Here is a 22,177-nt window from a genome sequence, read left to right as displayed (position 1 = left end):
AGCGCGAAGCGGACGGCGGCGCCCCCCCTCTTCCCGCCGCCCGCTTCGCGCGTCACCGGGCGGGCTTCTTCTCCGGGATCGGAGCCGTGCCCGCGGCCTTCTGCGCGGCGTAGTACGCCGCGGCTTCGTTCTGACGGTCGTTCTCGGCACCCGACGCGATGGACGCACGGATGTGCTCGGGGCCGTAGCCGAACGCGTCGACGAGGTCCTGCGCGTGCGGGCGGAGCCGTGCGCAGAGTCGGTCGATGTAGCTCGACACGGCCGCGCCGCGCTGGGCCGACAGGCGTCCGTTGACGAGGTACCACGCGAGGTGCTTCTCGATCAGCTGCAGACCGAACAGGTCGCGCAGCCAGGTCAGCACCGTGAGCGTGTCGCGGTCGGTGATGCGGTTGATGGCGTCGGTGAACGCCTCCCACTGCAGCAGCTCGCCGTGCGCCCGCGCGGCCTCGATCAGCTGCGCCTGGTTCTCGTTGAAGAGCGCCGCGGCCTCGTCGCGCGGGAGCTTCGACGCCGGGCGCAGACGGCCGGCGATGTCGGCGATCATCTGCTGCACGCGACCGGCGAGAAGCTCGTGCTGCTGGTCGCCGCGGAGTCCCCGCTCGACCGCGCGCGCGGTGGAGCCGAAGTCGGTGACGGCCTGGCCCAGCTGCCGCATGCCCGCTCCGTGGAAGAGCTTGCCGGCGGTCTGCCCGACCGCGAAGGCGGCGAGCGCCTTGGCATCCTTGCCCTTGAACTGCTTGGCGTAGTCCGCGAGCAGGCGCTTGCCCACGAGCTGCAGGAGGATGTTGTTGTCGCCCTCGAAAGTGACGTAGATGTCGAGGTCGGCGCGCAGACCCACGAGGCGGTTCTCGAAGAGGAAGCCCTGGCCTCCGCACGCTTCGCGCGACTCCTGCAGGGTGTCGAGGGCGTGCCACGTCGACAGGGGCTTGAGCGCTGCGGCGAGCGTCTCGAGGTCTTCGCGATCGGCATCCGTGTCGAGGCGGCCGCTGAAGACGCCGTCGAACTTCTGCAGGAACTCGTCGTGCGCGAAGATCTCGGCGTACGTCGTCGCGAGGCGAGGCAGGAGCCGGCGCTGGTGCTTGCCGTAGTCGAGCAGCGTCACCTCGGGGGTGCCGTTGCCCGAATCGAACTGGCGGCGCTGGTTTCCGTAGGTGATGGCGATGATGAGGCCGATGGCAGAGGCCCACGCGGCGGCTCCGTCGAGCGAGACACGGCCCTGCACGAGCGTGCCGAGCATCGTGAAGAAGCGGCGACCGGGGCTGGCGATGTCGCTGGAATAGGTGCCGTCCGCCGCCACGTCGCCATAACGGTTGAGCAGGTTGGTGCGGGGCACGCGGACCTGGTCGAAGTGCAGCCGGCCGTTGTCGATGCCGTTCAGGCCGCCCTTGAGGCCGTCGTCCTCTCCCCCGATGCCGGGGAGGAAGTTTCCCTCGTCGTCGCGCAGCGGCACGTAGAAGCAGTGCACGCCGTGATTGACGCCCTCGGTGATGAGCTGGGCGAACACCGTCGCCGCCTTGCCGTGGACGGCGGCGTTGCCGAGGTAGTCCTTCCACGCGCCGCGGAAGGGCGTGTGGATGACGAATTCCTCGGTCTCGGGGTCGTACGTCGCGGTCGTGCCGATCGCCGAGACATCGGAGCCGTGGCCGGTCTCGGTCATCGCGAAGGCGCCCGGGATCTCGAGGCTCATGATGCCCGGGAGCCACTTGTCGTGGTGCTCGCGGGTGCCGAGCTGGAGAACGGCCGAGCCGAAGAGGCCCCACTGCACACCGGACTTGATCTGCAGGCTGGGGTCGGCCGCGACGAGCTCCTCGAAGCCGGCGATGTTGGCGCCGTTGTTCTCTTCACCGCCCAGGTGCTTGGGGAAGGCGCGGTGGACCGCCTTGTTCTGCACGAGCAGGTGGAGCTGGCTGAGGGTGCGCTCGCGGTGAGCGTCCATGCCCAGGCTGTCGTCGCGCCACAGCGCGGGGTCCTTGATCATCTCGCGCGCCTGACGGCGGGTGTCGCCCCAGGTGCCGAGCAGCAGGTCGGTGACGCGCTCGGTGTCGATGCGGCCCTCGGCCGCCTCGGCGGCGGTGTGCGGCGCGGTGGGCGCGCCTCCGACGGGAGTACGCGTGCTCGTGGCGGGCGTGGTGGGACGGACGGCGGCGTCGGTCATGTTCGGCACCTTTCGACGTTGCAAAGGACGCTTCCTACGGTAGGTCTCCCACAACGCCCACCCAAACATCCTGTGAGATGCGCACAACGATCCCGCCTCCCGTTTCGACGAGTCGTTGTGGGTGGTCAACATTCCCGTGAGCGCGCTGAGCGCGAGGGACGCCACGGTGCCGACGCGTGCCATACGCCGGGGCCGCAACGTGCAGCCCCGCGAAACTGCATCTCGCTGACAACTCGGTTGCAAGGTGTCGCCGGTTTGTCGGCGAGATGCAGTTTCGGGCGGCTCGCGGCGGACGCAGGCTCCCCGCGAGGACGCGCGACCGCGGTGGGAGCCGAGCATCGGGGGCACCCGGGCGCGGTGCCGTCAGTTCGCGGCGACCACCGTCAGGATGCCGTCGCCGTACGCTTCGCGCTTCTTGGCGCCGATGCCGGTGATGCCGTCGAGGTCGCCGACGGAGCTCGGGCGCGCGGCGGCGATCGCCCGCAGGGTCGCGTCGCCGAACACGATGTACGCCGGAACGCCCTGCTCGCGGGCCTTCTCGGCCCGCCACGCGCGCAGCGCCTCGACCAGGTCGCGGTCGCCCGGGGCGACGTCGTCGGCGCTGCTCTTGCGTGCGCGGCTCGAGCCGCCGCCCCCCGTGCGGCCGAGGGCGTCGCGACGAAGCGGCACCGGGGTCTCGCCGCGCAGGACGCCCGCGGACGCCTCGCTGAGGGCGAGCGTGCCGTAGTCGCCCTGGGCGACGATGATCCCGCGCGCCAGAAGCTGTCGGATCACGCTGCGCCAGTCCTGGTCGGACAGATCGGCCCCCAGCCCGTAGGTGCTGAGCCGGTCGTGCCCCTGCTGTGCGATGCGCTCGGTCTTCGCGCCGCGGAGGATGTCGATCAGATGACCGGCGCCGAAGGCCTGACCGCGCTCGCGCTGGAGGCGCACGATCGTCGACAGCAGCTTCTGCGCCGCGACGAGACCGTCCCACGTGTCGGGCGGGGTGAGGCACATGTCGCAGTTTCCGCACGGCTCGGACCGCTGCCCGAAGTAATCGAGGAGGTTCTGGCGGCGGCATCCGACCGTCTCGCACAGGGCGAGCATGGCGTCGAGGTGCTGCCCGAGGCGCATCTTGTAGGAACGGTCTCCGGGCGACTGGTCGATCATGCGGCGTTGCTGCACGACGTCGCCGAGGCCGTACGCCATCCACACGGTCGACGGGTCGCCGTCGCGGCCCGCGCGGCCGGTCTCTTGGTAGTAGCCCTCGACGGACTTCGGCAGGTCGATGTGGGCGACGAAGCGCACGTCGGGCTTGTCGATCCCCATACCGAAGGCGATCGTGGCGACCATGATCACGCCGTCGTCGCGGAGGAACCGCGACTGGTTGGCGGCGCGCACCGAGGCGTCGAGACCCGCGTGGTACGGCAGGGCGTCGAGGCCCTGCGAACTGAGATACGCCGCCGTCTGCTCGACGCTCTTGCGGCTCAAGGCGTAGACGATGCCCGCCGCCCCCTCGGGCTGAGAACGGATGAACTGCACGAGCTGTCGGCGAGGGTCGACCTTGGCGTCGATGCGGTACTGGATGTTCGGGCGGTCGAAGCTCGCGACGAACCCCCGGGCGTCGCGCAGACGCAGGCGTTCGACGATCTCTTGAGCGGTGGCCGGCGTGGCGGTCGCCGTGAGCGCCATGCGCGGGACGTCGGGGAAACGGTCGGCGAGGTCACCGAGAGCGAGATAGTCGGGCCGGAAGTCGTGGCCCCACTGCGACACGCAGTGAGCTTCGTCGATGGCGATGACGCTGAGGCGACCGCGGGCGAGGAACGCGAGGGTCTGCGCGCCGTTCAGTCGCTCGGGAGCGACGTACAGCAGGTCGAGTTCTCCGGCGAGGTACGCCTGCTCGACGGCCTGCCGCTCGGCGGGCGCCTGCGTCGAGTTGAGGTACCCCGCGCGCACGCCGTTGGCGATGAGGGCCTCGACCTGATCGTGCATGAGCGCGATCAGCGGGCTGACCACGAGGCCGGTGCCGGGCCGCACAAGCGCGGGCACCTGGTACGTGACGCTCTTGCCGCCGCCGGTGGGCATGAGCACGACGGCGTCTCCGCCGCCGACGACGTGCTGCACGATCTCGGCCTGGTCGCCGCGGAACGCGTCGTATCCATAGACCTCGTGCAGGACCTCGCGCGGGTCGCGCCCCGTGAAATCGCGGACGGCGGGAAGCTCTCGCGCCGTACCGGTGACGGCCGCGGCGCGGGCGAACGGCGAAGACGGGTCGACGGGCGGCGGCGGCGCGTCGAAGTCCTCGGGAGGTGCGAATTGATCGGGATTCCAGTCGGCACCGGCGTACGGGTCTTCGGGGAGGTCGTACGGCTCGGGCGGCGCGTCGGCGTACGACTCGGATGCGGCGCCGGGATAAGTCACCCTCCAACGGTAACCCGGGCCACCGACACGCACACCGCCCCGGCATCCATCGGGCGATGCCGGGGCGGTTGTCGTTCCTGGGGAGGAACGTCGCGTCAGTGCGTCGGCGGAGAGAACACCAGCTGCGAGGCGAGCAGGCCCTGCTCCCGGCTGACGATCTGGGCACGGCCCGGCGCCGCCCGCTCGGGCTTGACCCGGCCGATGAGCGCACCCTCTTCCGGGTTGCCGCCGAGCAGGATGCCGGTCACGCCCAGGTCGGTGAAGCGCTGGATGATCGGATCGTACGCGGCGCGGCTCGCCCCGCCCGATCGACGGGTCAGGATGACGTGCAGACCCAGGTCGCCGGCCTGGGCCAGCAGGGGCTGCAGCACCGCGATCGGGTTGCCCTGGCTGGTGGCGACGAGGTCGTAGTCGTCGACGAGGATGAACCCCTCGGCGCCCTTCCACCAACTCCTCTCGCGCAGCTGCGTCGGCGTGACGTCGGGGCCGGGGATGCGGGTCGCGAAGTACTGCGACAGGTCGTTCATCCCGCCCGTGGCCAGATCGTGCGAGGTGAGGTAGGCGCCGAGGTACTCGTCGGGGATCTCGCCGAGGAGGGCTCGACGGTAGTCGACCACGAAGATCTTCGCCTCTGCCGGGGTGTAGAGCCGCTGGATCTCTTTGGCGACACCGCGCAGGAACGACGACTTGCCCATCCCGGAGTCGCCGTAGACGAAGAGGTGCGGCTCGACGCGGGGGTCGATCCCGAAGGGCGAGAGCTGCGCCTCTTCGATGCCGAGGAGCATGCGACGGTCCCCCGGCTCGGTGAGGGCGCGCACCTCGTCGAGCGAGATGTTCTCGGGCAGCAGGCGGAGCTTGGGTCCCGGCTCGCCGTGCCAAGCGTTCGTGATCCTGCCGATCATGTCGGCGACGCCGTCGGCGATGGTCGAGGGGTCGTCCGATCCGTCGATCCGCGGGACCGACGTGAGCATCTGCAGCTTCGACACGGCGAGACCGCGACCCGGCTGACCGACCGGCACGTTCGCGGCCTGCTTGCGGTCGACGTCGGAGTCGGTCGGGTCGCCCAGGCGCAGCTCGAGGCGCGTCTGGATGAGGTCCTTGAGGTTGGCACGGATCTCGAGCCACCGGTTCGCGGTGACGACGACGTGCACGCCGAAGCTCAGGCCGCGCGCCGCGATGGTCTGCACGCGGGCCTCGAGGGGTTCGAACTCGGACCGCAGCGTCGACCAGCCGTCGACGATGAGGAAGACGTCGCCGAAGCCGTCATCGAGACGCCCGTCGCGACGACGCGAGCGATAGGTCTCGATCGAGTCGACGGCATTGCGGCGGAAATACTGCTCGCGGGCGTCGAGCACGGCCTCGACTTCGGCGATCGCCCGGCGGACAGCCTCGGGCTCGGTGCGCGTGGCCACCCCCGAGATGTGGGGGTGCTGCTGCATGGCGGTGAAGCCACCGCCGCCGAAGTCGAGCACGAAGAACTGGAACTCCTGCGGGGTTCCCGTCAGCGCCAGGGCGGACACGAGCGTGCGCGCGAGGGTCGACTTGCCGCTGAGGGGCGAGCCGACGATCGCGACGTGACCCGCCGCACCGCCGAGCGACACCGTGAGGTGGTCGCGACGCTGCTCGAGCGGGATGTCGACGACACCGATGGGAACCGTCAGGGCACCGGCGTCGCGCCAGCGGCGCGAGACGAGACCAAGAGCGGGGTCCTCGGCCAGGTCGGGCATGAGTTCGTCCAGCGGCGCCGGGTCCGCGAGCGGCGGGAGCCACACCTGATGCGCCTCGGGTCCGCGGTCCTTCATGCGGTCGACGGCGATCTGGAAGGTGGAGCGCTTGTCGGTCGCCGGGGTCGCGATGGCCGCGGGAGTGGCGTCCGTCGACTCCTCGACCGGCTCGTCGTCGGGTTGGGCGAGGGCGGTGAAGACCTCGACGCGCGCCGGACCGGTCGAACCCGACTCCGGGTCGTCGACGTTCAGACGGGCGCTGCCCTTCGGACGGCCCGAGACGTAGGCCGCGCGGAACTGCACGAGGTTCTCGGTGTCGCTCTTGAGGAAGCCGACACCGGGCTCCTGCGGGAGCGTGTATGCGTCGGGCGTGCCGATGATCGTGCGCGACTCGGCGGCCGAGAACGTGCGAAGACCGATCCGGTACGACAAGTACGTGTCGAGACCGCGCAGTTTGCCCTCTTCGAGCCGCTGGGATGCCAGCAGCAGGTGCACGTGCAGCGATCGACCGACGCGACCGATGTTGAGGAAGCTGTCGACGAACTCGGGCTTGGCCGTCAACAGTTCAGAGAACTCGTCGACGACGACGAGGAGGGCCGGGAGAGGAGCGAGGTCGGACCGACCGCCGAGACGCGCGGCCTCGTACTCGCCGACGTTCGCGAAGTTGCCCGCGGCGCGCAGCAGCTCCTGGCGACGCACGACTTCGCCCTGCAGGGCGTCCTGGAAGCGGTCGACGAGGGCCAGCTCGCTGCCGAGGTTGGTGATGACCGCCGACACGTGCGGCATCTCGGCCATACCGGCGAACGTCGCACCACCCTTGAAGTCGACGAGCACGAAGTTGAGCTGCTCGGGCGAGTGCGTCATCGCGAGGGCGAGCACGAGGGTGCGCAGCACCTCGGACTTACCCGAACCCGTCGCACCGACCATCACGCCGTGCGGGCCCATACCCTGCGACGCGGACTCCTTCAGGTCGAGGACGAGGGGGGTGCCCGAGGGCTCTTGGCCGATCGGGACGCGCAGGCGGTCGCGCTCGAGACGACGCGTCCACGCCTGGTCGAAGTTCACCGTCCGCACGTCGGGCAGGCCGAGGAGCTCGGTGAGCTCGAGCTGCCCCTGCGTGGTCGGCGCATCGACGACGACCATGGGCGCCGGCCGCAGCGGCATGAGCCGTCGAGCGGTGGCCTCGGCTTCGGCGACGGTCATGGCATCCGGGAGGAAGGTCTGGGCCCGGCCCGCCCCGTCGATGAACTCCGCGGGGGCGACGACGGGCGTGGTCTCGGTGCGCCGGCCTCGAGCGACGACGGGAGCCTCGGCGAGTGCGACGCGTGCCACGTGAGGGTCGTCGAGCTCGTCCCACCGCGGGGGGAGGTCGATCACGGTGACGCCCTGGGCGCCCTCGAGCCCGACGAGCGGGCTGTTGGTGGGGGTCTCGACGCCGTCGACGATGAGCACCACGTGCGGGGTCACGCCCCCGCCCGGCGTGAACCTCGGGCGTGTGGAGAGCTGCGGGGGCAGCATGTCGACGAGTTCGTCGAGGGATGCCGAGATCATGCGTGCCGGTCCGAGTCGGTCCTGCACGCGCGACGACATGGCGTGCGGGAGCCACTTCGCCCAGTCCCAGGCGGGCATCTGCGCGGGACCGGCGAGGATCGCGATGATCACGTCCTCGGGGTCGTGCAGGGTCGCGGCGGAGGCCACGAGCGAGCGAGCGAGGCTGCGGACGGCGTCTTCGTCGGAGCCGACGAGCTCGATGCGCGAGTAGTCGCCGAGGGGGAAGCCGAGCGGCAGATCACGCTGCATCTCGTGGGTGAGCATGAAGCGGTGCGCGGCCGATGCGGCGACCGGGTCGAGCTGGGCGAGGGGCGGAAGCTCCGGCGCTTCGAGCGTGAGACTGAGCGGCTGGTCGGTGACGCCGATGCGGGCGAGAAGGAACGTCTCGTCACCGGGCTGGCGCTCCCACACGCGCGACCGCTCCTCCGCGATGAAGGGCAGCGCGGCCGGAGCCGGCATGATCCACCCGCCGTGACGACGCTGCTTGCGGGCCGCGACGCGCACGGTGTCGCGGAGGTCGGAGAGGTACGCGAGGTACTCGCGACGATTGCCGAGCACCTGCGCGTTGCGCTGCGCGCGCTGCCGCCATCCGTTGACCGCGACGAAACCGAGCGACGACAGCAGGAACATGCCGCCGATGAGGAAGCCGGTGGGCCCGCTGTTCGAGATGGTCACCATCACGATGGCGCCCACACTGCCGAGCATCGGCAGGAGGGAGGTCAGGATGCCGCTGCCGCCCTCGTTCGGCACGAGCTCGGGCGGCGGCTGGAGCACGATCCGCCCGTTGGGCAGGGACGGCGGGGCGATGCGCGGACCCGTGCTCACACCGGACCTCCGATCAGACGACTCAGGGTGAAGACGCGTTCGCTGAGACGCACGCGGGTGCCCTCTTCGAGCAGCGTGCGGGAACCGGGGCGCAGCACGTGGACGGTACCGTCGTCGTCGATCAGCTCGGAGCCGTTGGTGGACCCCGCGTCGGTGACCCACGCCGTCTCGCCGTCGTGCTCGAGGCGCAGGTGCGTCTTCGAGATGAGGCGGTCGGGGTCGTCGACCGAGATGAGCACGTCGTTCGGCTGATCGGCGACGGGGGCGCGACCGAAGTTGACGGCGGCCGGAAGATCGAACTGCTCGCGCTGACCGGTGTCGAAGACGACCAGCAGCTGCGCGCGACCGACGCCCGGCGTGCGCGCGGGGGTGGTCGGCGCCGGAGCAGAGGGCTCGGGTGCGACGGTCGCGGGGCGCTCCCCGGCGACGCTGGGAGCCTCGATGGCGATGATGGGGGCGTCCCATGCCGGTGCGAGGGGCAGGGCCGCCGCCGAGACGTCCATCCGCAGGGGCTCGCGGGATGCGCCCGTGCGCTGCACCGTGGGCTCGGACAGACCGCGGGGCTCATCGGCATCCGGAGTCTTCGTCCCGCGCGGTATCGAGAGCAAAACGGTGCCCGCGGCGCGATCGGCCCAGGAACGCCGACGGCCCGATTTATCGAAAGCCGCTGAGGCGACGACGACCCACGCGCCGGCGAGGAGGACGACGCCGCCCAGCACCACGAGCAGACCCCGCACGAAGGCGCGGCCGGCGCCCGGGACGACGGGCTCGTCGACGCGCGCGGTGCGCAGGCCGAAGAGCAGCGCGCCGGGGGTGAGTCCGTGTCGCGCCTGCAGGATCCACAGACCGAGCAGCGCCTCGGCGGCGACCGCCGCACCCAGCACGGGAGAGGCGAGAAGGGATGCCACGACCGAGACGATGACCACGAGGGCCGCGTCGACACTGAAGGCTCCTACGCGCACCCCCACCGTCGCGGGCGCGCCGAACGGCGTCAGCTGCGTCATGTCGCCATCATCGCACGCGCGATCTCCACCGCTCCGGCGGCGAGCATGCCCGCCGGAAGAGACAAAGCCGTGGCCAGCGCCTCGAAGATGTCGCCCGTTCGAGACCAGCCGAGAGAGCGGAGCCCGCGGCCCACCGGGACGACCAGCAGGGCGGATCCGAGACCGACCACCAGGAGGATGCCGGCGAAGACGACCAGCATGTCGGGTGAGACCCTCGGCAGCAGCGCCATGAGCACCGCGACCACGACGGCGGCGGCCCCCAGGCGTTCCACCCACCGCAGGAACGGCACGGTGCTGCGGCGCGAGCTGAGCAACAGGGCGAGGACGACCGTCGTCGCCAGCCCGATGCGACCTCCGAGCACGACGGGGTTGTCGGTGTCGAACGTCGGAAGAGCGGCGAAGGCGCTGGCGGCTCCGGCGGCGATGAGAAGCATGACGCCGATCGTCAGGCGGGCCGTGGAGCGCTCGACGAGCGCGTCGGCGTCGACGGCTTCGATCGTGCGGACCTCGTCGGGGAGGTTCTGCCGAACGGTCCACCGCGTGCTCTGGAAGCGCCCGTAATCGATGAAGGTTCCGGGGGCCACGTCGACGAGGCTCGATTGCAGCACGCGCTGGGCGACCGGCACGAGGCCGAGGGTCACGGCCGCCGGTGCGGACGGATCGAGGTGCATCAGCAGCGACAGGCCCCAGACCGCCGCCAGAACGGCGAGCACGATCGTCGCGGTACGGCTCTGCGCACGAAGCGTCTCGGTGGCTCCGAGCACGCCCATGACCCCCGCGACGACGGCCGCCGCGAGCAGCCCCGTGAAGACGGCGACGAGAGGAGCGGCGGCGGGCAGTCCCGGGACGACGGCGACACCGCCGCCGAACGCCAGCGTGACAACGCCCACGACCGGAGCGAGGAGCGCCGTCCGCGCATGGGCGCGCAGGGCGAACACCGCGCCCGCCACGAGGGCGGCGGCCAGGGCGAGCACCGCGACGGTCGCCCGCACCGAGGGAGGCAGGTCGCCACCGCCGACCAGACGAAGCAGAGCCAGGATGCCGCCCCCCGCCGCGAGCACCCACCACACGGCCGAGACGCGTCCGGCGTTCGGCGCCGCAGCGGCGCGGGCGACCGCATCGGGGAGCGAAGCACCGGGGTCGACGAGCACGAGGATGACGCCGTCGTCGAGCGAGGTCATAGCCGTCGCCCGATCGATCTCGCGACCGGAGATGCCGACCACACGCGTGCCGCGAGCGGCGTCGGAACCGGCGGCGCGCAGCACGTCGTCGACGCGAGCGCGCAGAGGAACCACCAGATCGAAGCGGGAATCGCCGTCGATCAGCGCCACGCGTCGCCCCTGCATCACTTCCGCGCTCAACGGTCCCCCTCGTTCTCGCGCCCTCCGGCCCACGGGCCGCAACCGCACCAGCGTATCCGCCTCGCGCTGGCACGTGTTGCCCTTTCCGCGCTTCACCGGGGATAAAGATGAGAACTTTGTCATCTTTCAAATTACGCAAGAGGCTTGAACCGGGGAGACCCTTTACGTATGTTCGAAGTCCGGTGGGGGGCTCCGGTTTCTCCATCGACGCCGTGCGCGGGTCCTTCATCCCCGTGCGCGTAACCGATCCGCAACGCCCGGGCGCGCCCGGAGGAACATCGAGGAGACACAGTGGCAGATCTCATCGCAGCCCAGGAGGGTGCGCTTCGTCGAGGGGCCGAAGCGGTCAACACCGCCAAGTCGGGCATCGACGAGCAGGTGCGCAAGGTTCGCACCGAGCTCGACCAGGTGGCCGGTTTCTGGACCGGCGCCGCCGCCGGTTCGTACACGCAGCTCATGCAGCGCTGGAACGAAGAGACCACCAAGCTCAACAACGTGCTCGTCACGCTCGAAGACGCCCTCCGCGGCACCGAGCGCGACCAGGCCGCGTCGGAAGAGTCGCACCAGCAGACCATCGGCAACCTGGGCTCCCTGCTCGGCTGACCCCGCTCGACACGAAAGAAGGAACTCTCATGCAGTCCATGTCCGTTCGTCCCGAGCAGGTCATCGCGCTCTCGGGTCAGATCCGCAACGGTGCCTCCGGCATCCGCACCCGCCTCGACGAGCTCGAGTCGCAGGTCAACGCCCTCCGCTCCTCGTGGGATGGTGACGCCCAGACCGCGTACGACCAGGCTCAGGCCCAGTGGACCCAGTCCATCACTCGCCTGAACGAGCTTCTGCAGCAGATCGCCGGCAAGACCGACGAGATCGCCCAGGGCTACACCTCGACCGACAAGTCCGCCGCCGGCCGCTTCGTCTGAGTCGTCTCGAGCCGGCGGTCGCTGAGGCGGCCGCCGGCTCTTGCGGCCCCTGAGGGCCGCCCCCAGAATTTCGCGGCAACACCGCCGCCTACAAGGTGCTGTCCTGATCGCGAAGGAACGAGTGATCCTGGTGTCCAACTTCATCCGCCTCGACGGCGACCTTGCGAGCTTCAACATCTCGCTCCTGACTCAGGGGCCCGAGGAGATACCGAACACGCAGCAGATCGTGGTCGTCGATGGCAACTCGACGGAGGAAGCCGCGACCGCATTCACCGACCACTTGAAGCAGCGAGCGGAGGAGCTCGCTTCCGAGGTCGACAAAGTTCGGATGCTGGTTGCGAAGCATGCCGAGGACCTCCGGAGCGCCGTCGAGGCGCTGCAAGAGACAGACTCCATCAACTCGACGCAGGCGGATCAGGCTCGGGCCATCATCGACGCCGCATCAGAGGCACCCTCCCCGGGCAGCGCGACGAACGGCACGTCCGGCGGCGCAGCCGGGGTTCGAGCCGCTCTAGGAATTCCGCAGTGATGCGCCGTGGAAGCCACCGATTCGGCCTCTTCGCCACCGCGACGGTCGCTCTCGCAGTCGCGTTCGCCGCGGTCCCCAATGCCGCCCAGGCTGCTGGCGGGAACGCGATGGATTCGTGGTGGCAGCGTTATGGCGTAGATGTCGCGCACTCGGCTGGCATCACGGGGGCTGGGGTGAAGGTCGCGGTCATCGACGAGCAGATAAACCCGGACCTTCCCGTCTTCGCCGGCCGCAATCTCAAGGTCTCCACGACACAGCTCTGCAAGACTCCAACGGATCCGGTATCGAACGACGCCACCAAGAGTTCCCTCCACGGGACGGCCATGGCTGCCCTCATCATCGGTAACGGTGCGGGGGGCGGATCGGTCCGAGGTATCGCTCCTGACGCAGAAGTGACCTTCTACGGATATGGCGCCGATGACAGCGGCCCGATGTGCGACCCGAACACCGCCGATGACATTTCGGTCTTCGGGTACGCGGTGAAGACCGCGGTCGACGACGGCGCCAAGATCATCACGACATCCGTCGGCGCGACCGCATATGCGAACGACGGCCCGGTCATCGCCTATGCCTTGGCTCGCGGAGTCGCCGTCGTCGCAGCGACGCCCAACCCGAGCCAGGGGCTCGTCGATTACAAAAAGGGCTACGACGCGATGAATGGGGTCGTCGCTGCGACAGCCATCGACGAGAACGGCAATCTCCAGTCCGAAGAGGGGCAACCCCTCGCGTTGCCGCAGACCACAGTGGTCGCCGCGGGATTCGACCTTCCGTCCGTAGGTGTCCTCGGCGACTGGAACGGCACGGCCGCCCGCACGGGGTCATCGAACTCGGCCCCGATCGTTGCCGCCATGCTCGCGCTGGCCGCACAGAAATTCCCCGAGGCCACGGGTGATCAGCTCGTTCACTCCTTGATCGCGACGACCAACGGGGAAGTGAAAGAGCCGGTGCAGTCGAGCGACGGCTACGGTTACGGCGCAGCCTGGTTACCCACTCTTCTCGAGAATGATCCGTCGTCCTACCCCGATGAGACGCCGCTCGTGGGGAAAGCCGCCGGCTTCCCCACGCCCGAGCAGATCTCTACGGCACGCACGGACGGCTTCGTTCCCGTCACGCGCGGACGGAGTTTCGATGACACCGAGGGTCAAACGCCCCAACCGGGGTTCGATCTCTCCTCGGCGATCGTCTGGATCGTCGCCGGTATCGTCGGCGTTGTCGTCCTTGCCGCCGTGATCACCGTCATCATCATCGTCGTTCAGCGCCGGAAGGCCCGGAAGGGAGTCGCGTCATGACTGGTCCTTGGGAGCAGCGCCTCACCAATTTCGCAGAGGGCGGGGTGCCATGGGACGTACCCCACCGCTACGAATTGGAGAGCGGGCTCGAGTCTCTTCTGCAGGTCGTGCAGAAGGTGGCGGGCGATCCCGGCCTGATCGGTCAGAGCGGAGACGCCGCGAAGGCAGCCATCAGCGCCACCGCCGCCGGAGTGGCTCGGCAAATCGACTACGTCAAATCTCACCTGCCCTCGCGGCTCGACCAAGCCAACGATGTTCGTTCCCGTGCGAGAAATGACCTTTCTTCGCTTCCGGCAGGGGGCATGTCCGAGACCCAAGAAAACGTCGTACGCGGCGCGGCCGTGGGAACGACGTTCCTTCTCGGTCCCCTCTCGTTCCTCGCGGGCGAGGGCGCTGTCGGAGTCATCAACAACTACCTCGCTTCACAGCGTGAACAGGCTGCTCAGGATATTCTGCGCAAATACTCCGACGAGATGGATTCGGTCGCTGTGGCGCGGCCACCGGTGTTCGACGCCGACTTCTGGGACGATGACGACACCGACGAGCCGCCGCATCCGCCGAGCTGGCCCGCGGATGACGGAAGAGGCGGGCGGTCCGGTGGACGCAGCTTCGAGAAGTACCCCGATTGGGACGCCGCCCCGGGAACCCCGTCCCCCGGCGGGAGTCTTGAAAACGGCTCATCACAGCCGGACCAACATACGATGCCTCAACCCCACATCATCGGGCCTCGTCCAGACGGGCCCGTTCGGGGCGACACCCCCATCATCGACCTCGACAACATCAAGCCGGAGCCGACTCCGGACGGCTCGATCATCGGCACCCCGAACCTGCCCGGGACCATCCCCTCGGCCCCCGGCGGAGGTCTGCTCGGCGGTTCGGGTTCGGGTTCCGGTGGCGCGGGAGCGGGCATCGGCTCGGGCCTCGGCGCGGGCCTGATCGCCGGCGGTGGCGGCGCGGCCGCACTCGGCAGCATCGCGCGTGGCGCGGGTGTTCCCGGCGGCAGCCTGTTCAGCGGCGCCGGTGGCACCGCCGCATCCGGCGCAACCGGGCGTTCGGGCGGTCTGCTCGGCAAGACCGCCGCTGCCGGATCTGGTCTCGGTACCCGCGGGGTCGGTGGAATGGGCGGTGCCGCCGGAGGCGGTGCGCCCGCGTCGTCGACGGCCAAGGGTGCCGGTATGCGCGCGGGCGGCGTCGGCGGCGGCTCGACCGGCGGCGGTACAGCGGGCGGCGGAGCCGCCGGTGGCGGAAGCCGCGGAGCCGGCGCGGGCAGCCGTGGCGTCGGCGGAATGGGCGGGCCGGGCTCGCGCTCCGACCGTCGCGACGACGCATCCCGCGGGCTTGGTGGCCCCATCGCCCCTCGCATGGAGGACGATGAAGAGATCGGCCCCCGGTCCGAGAACGCCCAGGCCGGCGGACGCGACGAGTGATCCCGTCTCTCGACACACTGAACGGTTCCGACAGGAGAACACGACATGTCTGACCGCATTTCCGCGGAAGAGGGAGCCCTCGCCCGGGGCTCCGAGGTGGTGAACGGCGCACACGCCGACATCGCCGACAGCACCAGGCGGGTGCTCGCGGAACTCGACGAGCTGCGCGGCAACTGGTCGGGCGACGCGGCGAGCTCCTATGCCGTCCTCGTCCAGGAGTGGACGGCCGGAGCCAACAAGCTGAACGACGTGCTCATCACCCTCAGCGCCGCTCTGCAGGCCACGGCCCGCGACCAGGAAGCCGTCGAAGAAGAGCACCGCACGACCATCCACGGACTCGGCACGATGCTGGGAGGCCAGTCATGAGCGACTTCCGCGTCACACCCGAATCGCTGCACGCCGCAGCCGGTCGACTTCGCTCCGAAAGTGCGCGCATCGACGCCACCCTGGGCGGTCTCGATAGCGAGGTCGCTCGCCTGCGCGGACAGTGGGAAGGTGCCGCGCAAGCGGCCTACAACAATGCCCAGCAGCAGTGGAGCGCCACGCTCGAGCAGATGCGCGACGTGCTCCAGCGCATCTCGAACGCCACCGACTCGATCGCGGACGACTACGTGTCCGCGGATCGTGCGTCGGCGGCGCGTTTCCACTGACATCCGACCCCTGACCCACCGATAGGATTTCGGGGTCTGACCGCAGGGGGCTTCGGTCCGGAAAGAGGGGGCCGCAGATGGCTGACGTCATGAATGCGACACGAGCGCTACTGCGGTTGTCGGTGCAGAGCGAGGGACGCCGGCTCGACATCGCCATCCCCACGCAGGTGCCGGTGATCGAATTCCTCCCGGGCTTCGCCCGGTCTCTCGGCGTGCTCGATCCGTCGATGACCTCGGCGGGCTATGCGCTCCAGCGCTCCGACGGCACCAGCGTCGATCCGTCTCGCGGCGCCGCCGCACAGGGCATCGTCGACGGTGAAGTCCTGACCCTCGTCCGCGGCGGTCTGGTCGCCCAGCCGCGCGTCTACGACGACATCGTCGAAGCCGTCATCGACGCCACCAGCCAGCAGAACCGCCCCTGGACCACCCGCGACAACGCCCGCACGGCCCTCGCGGTCAGCCTGGCCCTGCTCGGCGTGTGCGCCGTCCTCCTGCTCGCCGCCGGCCGCGCCCTCCCCTTCGGCGCCCTCGTCGCCGGTGGCGGCGCAGTGGTGCTGCTCGTAGTCTCAGCGGTCGTCTCACGACTCGGACAGCGTGAAGCAGGTCAGGGCCTGGGGATGGCGGCATCCATCTTCGCCGCCGTCGCCGGCTTCATCGCCGTGCCCGCCTCCCTCGACATGTGGGGACTGCCCATGGCCGCCGCAGGCGGCGGAGCCTTCGTCGTCGCCGGCGTCTCGCTCGCCCTCACCCGTGAGCGGGCCGAACTGCAGCTCGCGCCTCTCGTGGCCGGCGGCGCGCTGGGCGTCACCGGAACCCTCGCAGCCTTCTTCCCCGCGGCGACGGTCTGGACCCTCATGGTCGGTGTCGTGGCGACACTCGCGGGGGCCCTGCCGTGGCTGGCCATCGGGACCACGCGTCTTCGCGTGGTCTCGCCCCAGAGCGACGCCGAGATGTTCGCCGACCCCCAGCCGATCGACGCGGACGACGTGGCCGCCCGCGTCGCACAGGGCAGGCGCGTCCTCATCGGGCTGCGTCTCGCGCTGGCCGCCGCCATCCTCGTGGCCACGCCCCTCGTCGCCGCGCAGAACGCCACCGGCGCTCTCGTGTGCGCCCTCGCGTTCGCGGGCATGATGTTCCCCTCGCGCCAGACCTTCGCCCGCTCCGGCGTGCTCACCGTCATGGCGACCGGCATCATCGGTCTCGTCGTCGCCGGGGTCGTGGCCTCGCTCGCGCAGCCGGGTCTACGCGTCGGCATCCTGGTCGTCCTGGCCGTCGCCACCGTCTGCGTCGTCACCGTCACGCTGCTCGCTCCCAAGACGCGCCTGCGGTTGATCCGCCTCGCCGACACGGCGGAACTGCTCGTCCTGGCCGCCCTCCTGCCTCTCGCGGTCATCTCGTCCGGTCTGGCCTGACGCATGGCCACCAAGGGCGACCTGATCGAGGCGCAGAACTTCTCGCGCCGCCGCCTCCTCACCGCCTTCGTCAGCGGCGCCCCGGGCGGCAAGGAGCTGCAGCCGAGCTCACCGCTGCGCGCCGTGATCGCCGCGATCGCGCTCACCGTGATCGTCGTCCTCGTCGGCGTCTTCTACGGCCTGATCCGCCCGGGCCTGCCGACCGGCTGGGAGAACGGCAAACTGGTCCTCGTGTCCGACACGGGCGCCCGGTTCGTCACCGTCGACGGGGTGCTGCACCCCGTCATCAACACGGCCAGCGCCCGCCTGCTCCTCCCGGCGAACGAGTACGGCGTGATCTCCACCGACTCGTCGACACTCGATGGCACCCCCGTCGGCGACACCCTCGGCATTACCGGGGCTCCCGACGAACTCCCCCCGGTTTCGGGGCTCATCAACACCGGCTGGAGCGCCTGCGTCGCGGACGACGCCGGTCTCGACGTCCGCATCTCCTCGGCCGCAGGCCCCACTCCGGCGACAGACCGTGCGGTCGTCGTATCGGTCGACGGCATCCTCCACGTGGTGCAGGGCGGTCGCAGCTTCGCGGTCTCGAGCGAGGTGGCCGACGCCGTGCTCCGCGCCGCCGGAATCTCGTCCCTCTCCCCCGTGACGGTGCCCGCGTCCTGGCTGGACCTCTTCACGGCGGGCACAGCCCTGACCCCGATCACGCTGCAGAACTACGGCCAGCCCGTGACGAACACCTCGCTGAGCGTCGGCCAGGTCATCCGGCAAGCCGGCGCGCCCGAGGACGAGCGCTTCCTCGTGCAGACCGGCGGCGTGCTCGAGTCGCTCTCCCCCCTCGCGTGGCAGCTGTACCAGCTGGGCAGCGGGGAGGCGTTGAAGGGCAAGGTGATCGAGGTGACCGCTGACGAGATCCGCAGCCTCCCCACCGCCACACAGGGCCTCGGCGACGACTGGCCCCGGGTCGGCTTCGAAACCGTCCCCTCGGGTCAGCGCCCCTGCGCCGTGCTCACCGCCGGCGAGGGCCAAGCCACGACGACCCTGGCCACCCAGCCGACGTCGACCGCCGTCACCGCCGGTGTCCGGGTCGATCCCAGCCACGGCGCCCTCGTGCGCGCCGGCGGGCGCGGAGCCGACAACACGAGCATCCTGACGCTGGTGGATGCCACCGGCACGGCGTTCCCGCTTCCGGGCGCGACCGACGACACCATCGCGCGCCTCGGCTACTCGACGAACGACGTCGGCTCGATCCCCGACGGGTGGACCGCGCTGCTGCGCACCGGTCCCTCGCTGAGCGAGAGCGCGGCGCAGCGCACGCCGGAGACGAAGTGACCCTGCGCTCCCGCGCCGCTCGGCTGACAGCGCTCGCCGCCGCAGCCGGGATCCTGCTGCTCGGCATCCCCACGCCCGCGTCCGCGACGGGTCCCACGACCGGCCTGCGGGCCGCCACGACCCCGAGCCAGTGCACGGCGTCCACGCGCATCCCCGACGCCCCCACGGCGCTCACGTCCCTGCAGAGCTCGTCGGCCTGGCCCCTCACCCGCGGCGCGGGTGTCACGGTCGCCGTCGTCGACTCGGGTGTCGCAGCGAACCCGCACCTCGACGCCTCGGTGATCCCGGGCGTCAACCTCGTCCCCGACGGCACGGACGCGTCGGGACGCACCGACAACTACGCGCACGGCACCGTGATCGCCGGTCAGATCGCCGCCCAGCTCATCTCCGGTTCGGGGGTCGAGGGTCTGGCCCCCGACGCCAAGATCCTGCCCGTGCGCGTCTACGCCGGGATCGAGAAGCAGCTCGTCGAGGCCGGGTTCGGACCGAACACCGAGCGGATGGCCGAGGGCATCCGCTACGCCGCCGACCGGGGCGCGCAGATCATCAACGTCTCGATCAGCACGAGCGAGAAGAACGCGGCCCTGGCGGATGCCGTCGCTTATGCCCAGCAACGCGGCAGCCTCGTCGTCGCCAGTTCCGGGAACCGCACGAACGACGACTCCCCGGAGCAGGACGACACGGACGGGGCGAGATACCCCGCCGGATTCTCCGGCGTGATCGGGGTCGCCGCCGTCGGGTCGGGTGGCGTCGTCACGAAAGCGAGTATCCACGGCCCCCACGTGAGCCTCTCCGCGCCGGGCCAGGCAGTGGCCTCGTCGTGGCCCCTGGGCGGCGACTGCGTCGTGGGAGCAGACGAGCCGGCGACGAGCTGGGCTGCGGCGTACGTGTCGGCGGCGGCGGCGCTCGTGGCATCCGCTCACCCCACCGAGACTCCCGCCCAGTGGGCGTACCGCCTCGAAGCGACCGCCGTCCGCGCTCAGCCCGACGTCCGCTCGAACATCTCCGGGTGGGGCGTCGTGCAGCCCTACGACGCGATCGTGATGGTTCCGGGCACGGGCCTGCGTGGCCCGAAGAGCCCCTTCGTCGCCGCCGACCCCTCCGCCTCACCCACCGCCACCCCCGAGGCCGTGTCGGTGGTCATCGGACCGGGACCGGATGCCGCCGCCATCAGCACCGCGACGGGGATCGGCGTGGCGGGCCTCATCGCCCTCGGCGCGATCGGTGCACTCGCGATCTACGTCAGTCGGCGACGCGAAGAGACCGCCCCTCGGCGCGCGGCTCCGACGGGCCGCGGCCTCTACGGGTCGGAAGACCAGGAGTAGTCCGCCCGCGTCGAGTTCGCCCCTCCGGCCTCGAGGGACCGGCGGGTGCCGCTCGCGTCAGACCGTCGCCGGGCGGAGCTCGACCCGCGCGTCTCCGAGGCGGAAGCGCGACGTCGCGATAGCGGACGCACCGCCCGGAACACGTTCGGTGCGCCCGTCATCGTGGATGAGGGTGACCCCGTTGGTCGAGTCGAGGTCGGTGATGCTCCAGCCGGTGACCGTCCACTCGAGTCGCGCGTGCTGCTTCGACATCGTCCGGGTGTCATCGACCACGGCGACGTACTGCACCGCTTCTTCGCCGTCCCCGGGCTTTCGCCCCAGGATCACCGTTCGGCTGGTGAGTGCGACACGGCTGCCGTCGGGCAGGGCGAGGGTCCACTCGCCGCGCCGGCGCGAGCGCGGACGGGCGGTCTGCGTCAGCTCGTCGAGGGGTGCCGCACCGGCGGAGTCTTCGTCGGGCTGGGGGGCAGCCGTGGTGTCCGTGGTCTCGGCCACGCGGTCGAAGCCGGTGTCGTCGGGCAGGGACGCCGCGGTCGGGGCGGAAGGATCGGGCAGCGCGGGCGCCGTCGCCGGAGACGGCGGCGAGGTCGTGGCCGGAGGAGCCCCGATCGGGGCGGGTGCCGGCTCGGTGGGAGCGACCGCGGGAACCTGCTGCTCCGGAGCGGGTGCCGGCGCCGGGGCCGGAGCCGTCGAAGCGGGCGTGGGAGCCGAAACCCCCGCCGCCCCCGTGTCGAGGGCCGCCGCCGCGATCGGCGTCGCGGGGGCACGGGTCAGGGGCGGTTCCGCTCCCGCGGACGGGGCGGGTGCCGGCGTCTGCGACGCATCGTCGGCGACGACCACCGGCTCCTCCTCCGTCGATGTCGATCGCCGACGCGAGGGGTGGATCGACGTGTGCTCGAACTCCTCGTCGATGTCGACCGGCCCGGGGAGCACGGGCACAGCGACCGGCTCGACGGCGACAGCCGTCGACCGCCGCCGGCCGGCGGTCGCGACCTCGGCCGCGCTCGCCCCGGGAATGGTGGTGATGGGGCCGGATGCCGTCTCGCTCAGAACGATCGGACGTTCGTCGGCGCTGTCGCCGGCAGGCGTGGCATCCGTTCGCGGGCGAGCGGAGAGGATCGTGGCCCACACGGGCGGGAAGATCACGGCCAGCGCGGTCGTGCCTGCTCCACGCCCCGCCGTCTGGCCGATGCGGTGGGCGGCGGTCGCCTTGAGTACGAGGCCGTAGACGTTGACACCGGGAACGGCGAGCAGGACGGCACGGACGGGATCGATCCGCCCGAGTCGGAAGATCTCGGCCTCGTTGAGCAGCGGGATCCAGGCCCGCCAGGGCTCCCCTCCGTGGGTGGCGAAGACCCGCGAGAGTCCGATGGCGTACCAGACGTGCAGCGCGATCACCGGCACGAGGATCGCGCCCGCGATCGCCGCGAAAAGGCTCAGAACAACCATGCGTCCCCCGTCAGCAGTCTGCTTCGACGCTACCGTGCGGTGCGACGCGCCGTCAGCCGATTTCGCGCGTCATCGCGGTCGGGGGAACCACGGGTGCCGCGTCGATGTCCACGCGCCGGGCGCGGCAGCCCGCGCACCGTACGTACCGGAGGAGCCCCTCGCTCGTCCGGTGCACCGATTCCGTGAGCCAGGCGTGCTCGTGGAGGGGTACCGCGGCGGTCGGGGGAAGAGTGCGCGAGGAGGCCATGAGCCCAGCGTGATGTAATGCCGTTATGCATCTCAACCCTTACGGAGAGTACGCCGTCCTGCTCGCCGCCTCGCTCGCGAACGACTGGCCCGCCGACCGCGACGGCATCGAGCACCGCACGATCGAGATGGGGATGACGATGACCTTCCCCGTGGCATCCGACGATCACGAGCGCACCCGTGCCGTCATCGACGACTGGCTGCAGGTCGTCGACGAGACCGACCCCGACGCCCGCGCGGCGCTGCTGAACGCCCAGATGGCGGCCGTGACCGCCTACCCGCGTCTCACCGACCACGACGGCGAGGGGTGGCACCTGCACTACCGAGACAGCGACGAGGCCCTCCCCCGCGTGCTCGCCGCCGTGATCTCGGTCGGCACCTCGCTGCACCTCGTCACGCGCGGCATGAACCGCCTCGGCCGCTGCGCGGCGGATCCCTGCGAGCACGTCGTCGTCGACGTGACGCGCAACGGCCGCCAGCGCTACTGCTCGGTGCGCTGCGCCAACCGCGCCGCCGTGCGGCGGCACCGCGCTCGCGGGTAGTCCTAGCAAACGGCATCCGGGATGCCACGGGGATGG

Annotated in this window: 17 protein-coding genes; 11 read left to right on the top strand and 6 right to left on the bottom strand. The window is 70.7% G+C overall.

The window, feature by feature from the left end; all coding sequences use genetic code 11:
- Nucleotides 1-52: 52 nt before the first annotated feature.
- From J2X55_RS04285 to J2X55_RS04265, 5 genes are all read right to left on the bottom strand, one after another.
- A complete protein-coding gene (locus J2X55_RS04285; protein WP_309822041.1) occupies nucleotides 53-2,155 on the bottom strand; it encodes an acyl-CoA dehydrogenase in 2,103 nt (700 codons plus the stop codon).
- Between the two features lie 363 nt (nucleotides 2,156-2,518).
- Complete coding sequence (recQ, locus tag J2X55_RS04280; protein WP_309822040.1) at nucleotides 2,519-4,555, bottom strand: DNA helicase RecQ; 2,037 nt, start codon at nucleotides 4,553-4,555, stop codon at nucleotides 2,519-2,521.
- 95 nt (nucleotides 4,556-4,650) lie between these two features.
- The gene (eccCa, locus tag J2X55_RS04275) at nucleotides 4,651-8,655 is read right to left on the bottom strand and encodes a type VII secretion protein EccCa (protein ID WP_309822039.1); all 4,005 of its coding nucleotides are present in this window, start codon (nucleotides 8,653-8,655) and stop codon (nucleotides 4,651-4,653) included.
- Entirely contained in the window at nucleotides 8,652-9,659 is a 1,008-nt protein-coding gene (locus J2X55_RS04270) for an RDD family protein (protein WP_220338135.1), read from the bottom strand. The genes eccCa and J2X55_RS04270 overlap by 4 nt, the downstream gene beginning before the upstream one ends.
- Nucleotides 9,656-11,020, bottom strand: a complete 1,365-nt coding sequence (locus J2X55_RS04265; protein ID WP_309822036.1) for a hypothetical protein — start codon at nucleotides 11,018-11,020, stop codon at nucleotides 9,656-9,658. Before J2X55_RS04265 ends, J2X55_RS04270 begins: the two co-directional genes overlap by 4 nt.
- A 291-nt stretch (nucleotides 11,021-11,311) precedes the next feature.
- Between J2X55_RS04265 and J2X55_RS04260 the strand changes: the two genes are divergently transcribed.
- From J2X55_RS04260 to J2X55_RS04215, 10 genes are all read left to right on the top strand, one after another.
- A complete protein-coding gene (locus J2X55_RS04260) occupies nucleotides 11,312-11,623 on the top strand; it encodes a WXG100 family type VII secretion target (RefSeq protein ID WP_055831852.1) in 312 nt (103 codons plus the stop codon).
- A gap of 38 nt (nucleotides 11,624-11,661) precedes the next feature.
- Nucleotides 11,662-11,940 (top strand): WXG100 family type VII secretion target, encoded by a 279-nt coding sequence (locus J2X55_RS04255; RefSeq protein ID WP_103207114.1) that lies wholly within the window; start codon nucleotides 11,662-11,664, stop codon nucleotides 11,938-11,940.
- Nucleotides 11,941-12,061: 121 nt separating this feature from the next.
- Nucleotides 12,062-12,469, top strand: a complete 408-nt coding sequence (locus tag J2X55_RS04250; protein ID WP_309822035.1) for a hypothetical protein — start codon at nucleotides 12,062-12,064, stop codon at nucleotides 12,467-12,469.
- A 107-nt stretch (nucleotides 12,470-12,576) separates the two neighbouring features.
- A complete protein-coding gene (locus J2X55_RS04245; protein ID WP_309822034.1) occupies nucleotides 12,577-13,758 on the top strand; it encodes a S8 family serine peptidase in 1,182 nt (393 codons plus the stop codon).
- Nucleotides 13,755-15,185: a hypothetical protein gene (locus J2X55_RS04240; protein WP_309822033.1), complete on the top strand. Its 1,431-nt coding sequence runs from the start codon at nucleotides 13,755-13,757 to the stop codon at nucleotides 15,183-15,185. Before J2X55_RS04245 ends, J2X55_RS04240 begins: the two co-directional genes overlap by 4 nt.
- 45 nt (nucleotides 15,186-15,230) lie before the next feature.
- Nucleotides 15,231-15,551, top strand: a complete 321-nt coding sequence (locus J2X55_RS04235; RefSeq protein WP_309822032.1) for a WXG100 family type VII secretion target — start codon at nucleotides 15,231-15,233, stop codon at nucleotides 15,549-15,551.
- The gene (locus tag J2X55_RS04230) at nucleotides 15,548-15,835 is read left to right on the top strand and encodes a WXG100 family type VII secretion target (protein WP_210110631.1); all 288 of its coding nucleotides are present in this window, start codon (nucleotides 15,548-15,550) and stop codon (nucleotides 15,833-15,835) included. Before J2X55_RS04235 ends, J2X55_RS04230 begins: the two co-directional genes overlap by 4 nt.
- Nucleotides 15,836-15,912: 77 nt before the next feature.
- Nucleotides 15,913-17,247, top strand: coding sequence for a type VII secretion integral membrane protein EccD (gene eccD, locus J2X55_RS04225; protein ID WP_309822030.1), 1,335 nt, complete (start codon nucleotides 15,913-15,915; stop codon nucleotides 17,245-17,247).
- Between the two features lie 3 nt (nucleotides 17,248-17,250).
- Nucleotides 17,251-18,579, top strand: a complete 1,329-nt coding sequence (gene eccB, locus J2X55_RS04220) for a type VII secretion protein EccB (RefSeq protein ID WP_115916035.1) — start codon at nucleotides 17,251-17,253, stop codon at nucleotides 18,577-18,579.
- Nucleotides 18,576-19,904 carry a S8 family serine peptidase gene (locus J2X55_RS04215; protein WP_309822028.1) on the top strand — a complete coding sequence of 443 codons (1,329 nt, stop codon included), beginning with the start codon at nucleotides 18,576-18,578 and terminating at the stop codon, nucleotides 19,902-19,904. The genes eccB and J2X55_RS04215 overlap by 4 nt, the downstream gene beginning before the upstream one ends.
- Before the next feature lie 57 nt (nucleotides 19,905-19,961).
- Here J2X55_RS04215 and J2X55_RS04210 read toward each other — a convergent pair whose 3' ends face one another.
- On the bottom strand, nucleotides 19,962-21,353 hold the full coding sequence (locus J2X55_RS04210) for an FHA domain-containing protein (RefSeq protein WP_115916037.1): 1,392 nt from the start codon (nucleotides 21,351-21,353) through the stop codon (nucleotides 19,962-19,964).
- A gap of 272 nt (nucleotides 21,354-21,625) precedes the next feature.
- On the opposite strand from J2X55_RS04210, the gene J2X55_RS04205 reads away from it, so the two are divergent.
- On the top strand, nucleotides 21,626-22,141 hold the full coding sequence (locus J2X55_RS04205) for a CGNR zinc finger domain-containing protein (RefSeq protein ID WP_115916039.1): 516 nt from the start codon (nucleotides 21,626-21,628) through the stop codon (nucleotides 22,139-22,141).
- Nucleotides 22,142-22,177 lie beyond the last annotated feature (36 nt).

The organism is Microbacterium sp. 1154, assembly GCF_031455375.1.
Taxonomy (GTDB): domain Bacteria; phylum Actinomycetota; class Actinomycetes; order Actinomycetales; family Microbacteriaceae; genus Microbacterium.
The sequence above is the reverse complement of the archived record's forward strand: the minus strand, read 5'-3'. Positions and strand labels throughout refer to the sequence as shown.

Coding starts and splice junctions, on each gene's coding strand:
- J2X55_RS04285 (WP_309822041.1), bottom strand. CDS start 2,155: ATGACCGACGCCGCCGTCCGTCCCACCACGCCCGCCACGAGCACGCGT.
- J2X55_RS04270 (WP_220338135.1), bottom strand. CDS start 9,659: ATGACGCAGCTGACGCCGTTCGGCGCGCCCGCGACGGTGGGGGTGCGC.
- J2X55_RS04255 (WP_103207114.1), top strand. CDS start 11,662: ATGTCCGTTCGTCCCGAGCAGGTCATCGCGCTCTCGGGTCAGATCCGC.
- J2X55_RS04245 (WP_309822034.1), top strand. CDS start 12,577: ATGGATTCGTGGTGGCAGCGTTATGGCGTAGATGTCGCGCACTCGGCT.
- J2X55_RS04240 (WP_309822033.1), top strand. CDS start 13,755: ATGACTGGTCCTTGGGAGCAGCGCCTCACCAATTTCGCAGAGGGCGGG.
- J2X55_RS04235 (WP_309822032.1), top strand. CDS start 15,231: ATGTCTGACCGCATTTCCGCGGAAGAGGGAGCCCTCGCCCGGGGCTCC.
- J2X55_RS04230 (WP_210110631.1), top strand. CDS start 15,548: ATGAGCGACTTCCGCGTCACACCCGAATCGCTGCACGCCGCAGCCGGT.
- eccD (WP_309822030.1), top strand. CDS start 15,913: ATGGCTGACGTCATGAATGCGACACGAGCGCTACTGCGGTTGTCGGTG.
- eccB (WP_115916035.1), top strand. CDS start 17,251: ATGGCCACCAAGGGCGACCTGATCGAGGCGCAGAACTTCTCGCGCCGC.
- J2X55_RS04210 (WP_115916037.1), bottom strand. CDS start 21,353: ATGGTTGTTCTGAGCCTTTTCGCGGCGATCGCGGGCGCGATCCTCGTG.
- J2X55_RS04205 (WP_115916039.1), top strand. CDS start 21,626: ATGCATCTCAACCCTTACGGAGAGTACGCCGTCCTGCTCGCCGCCTCG.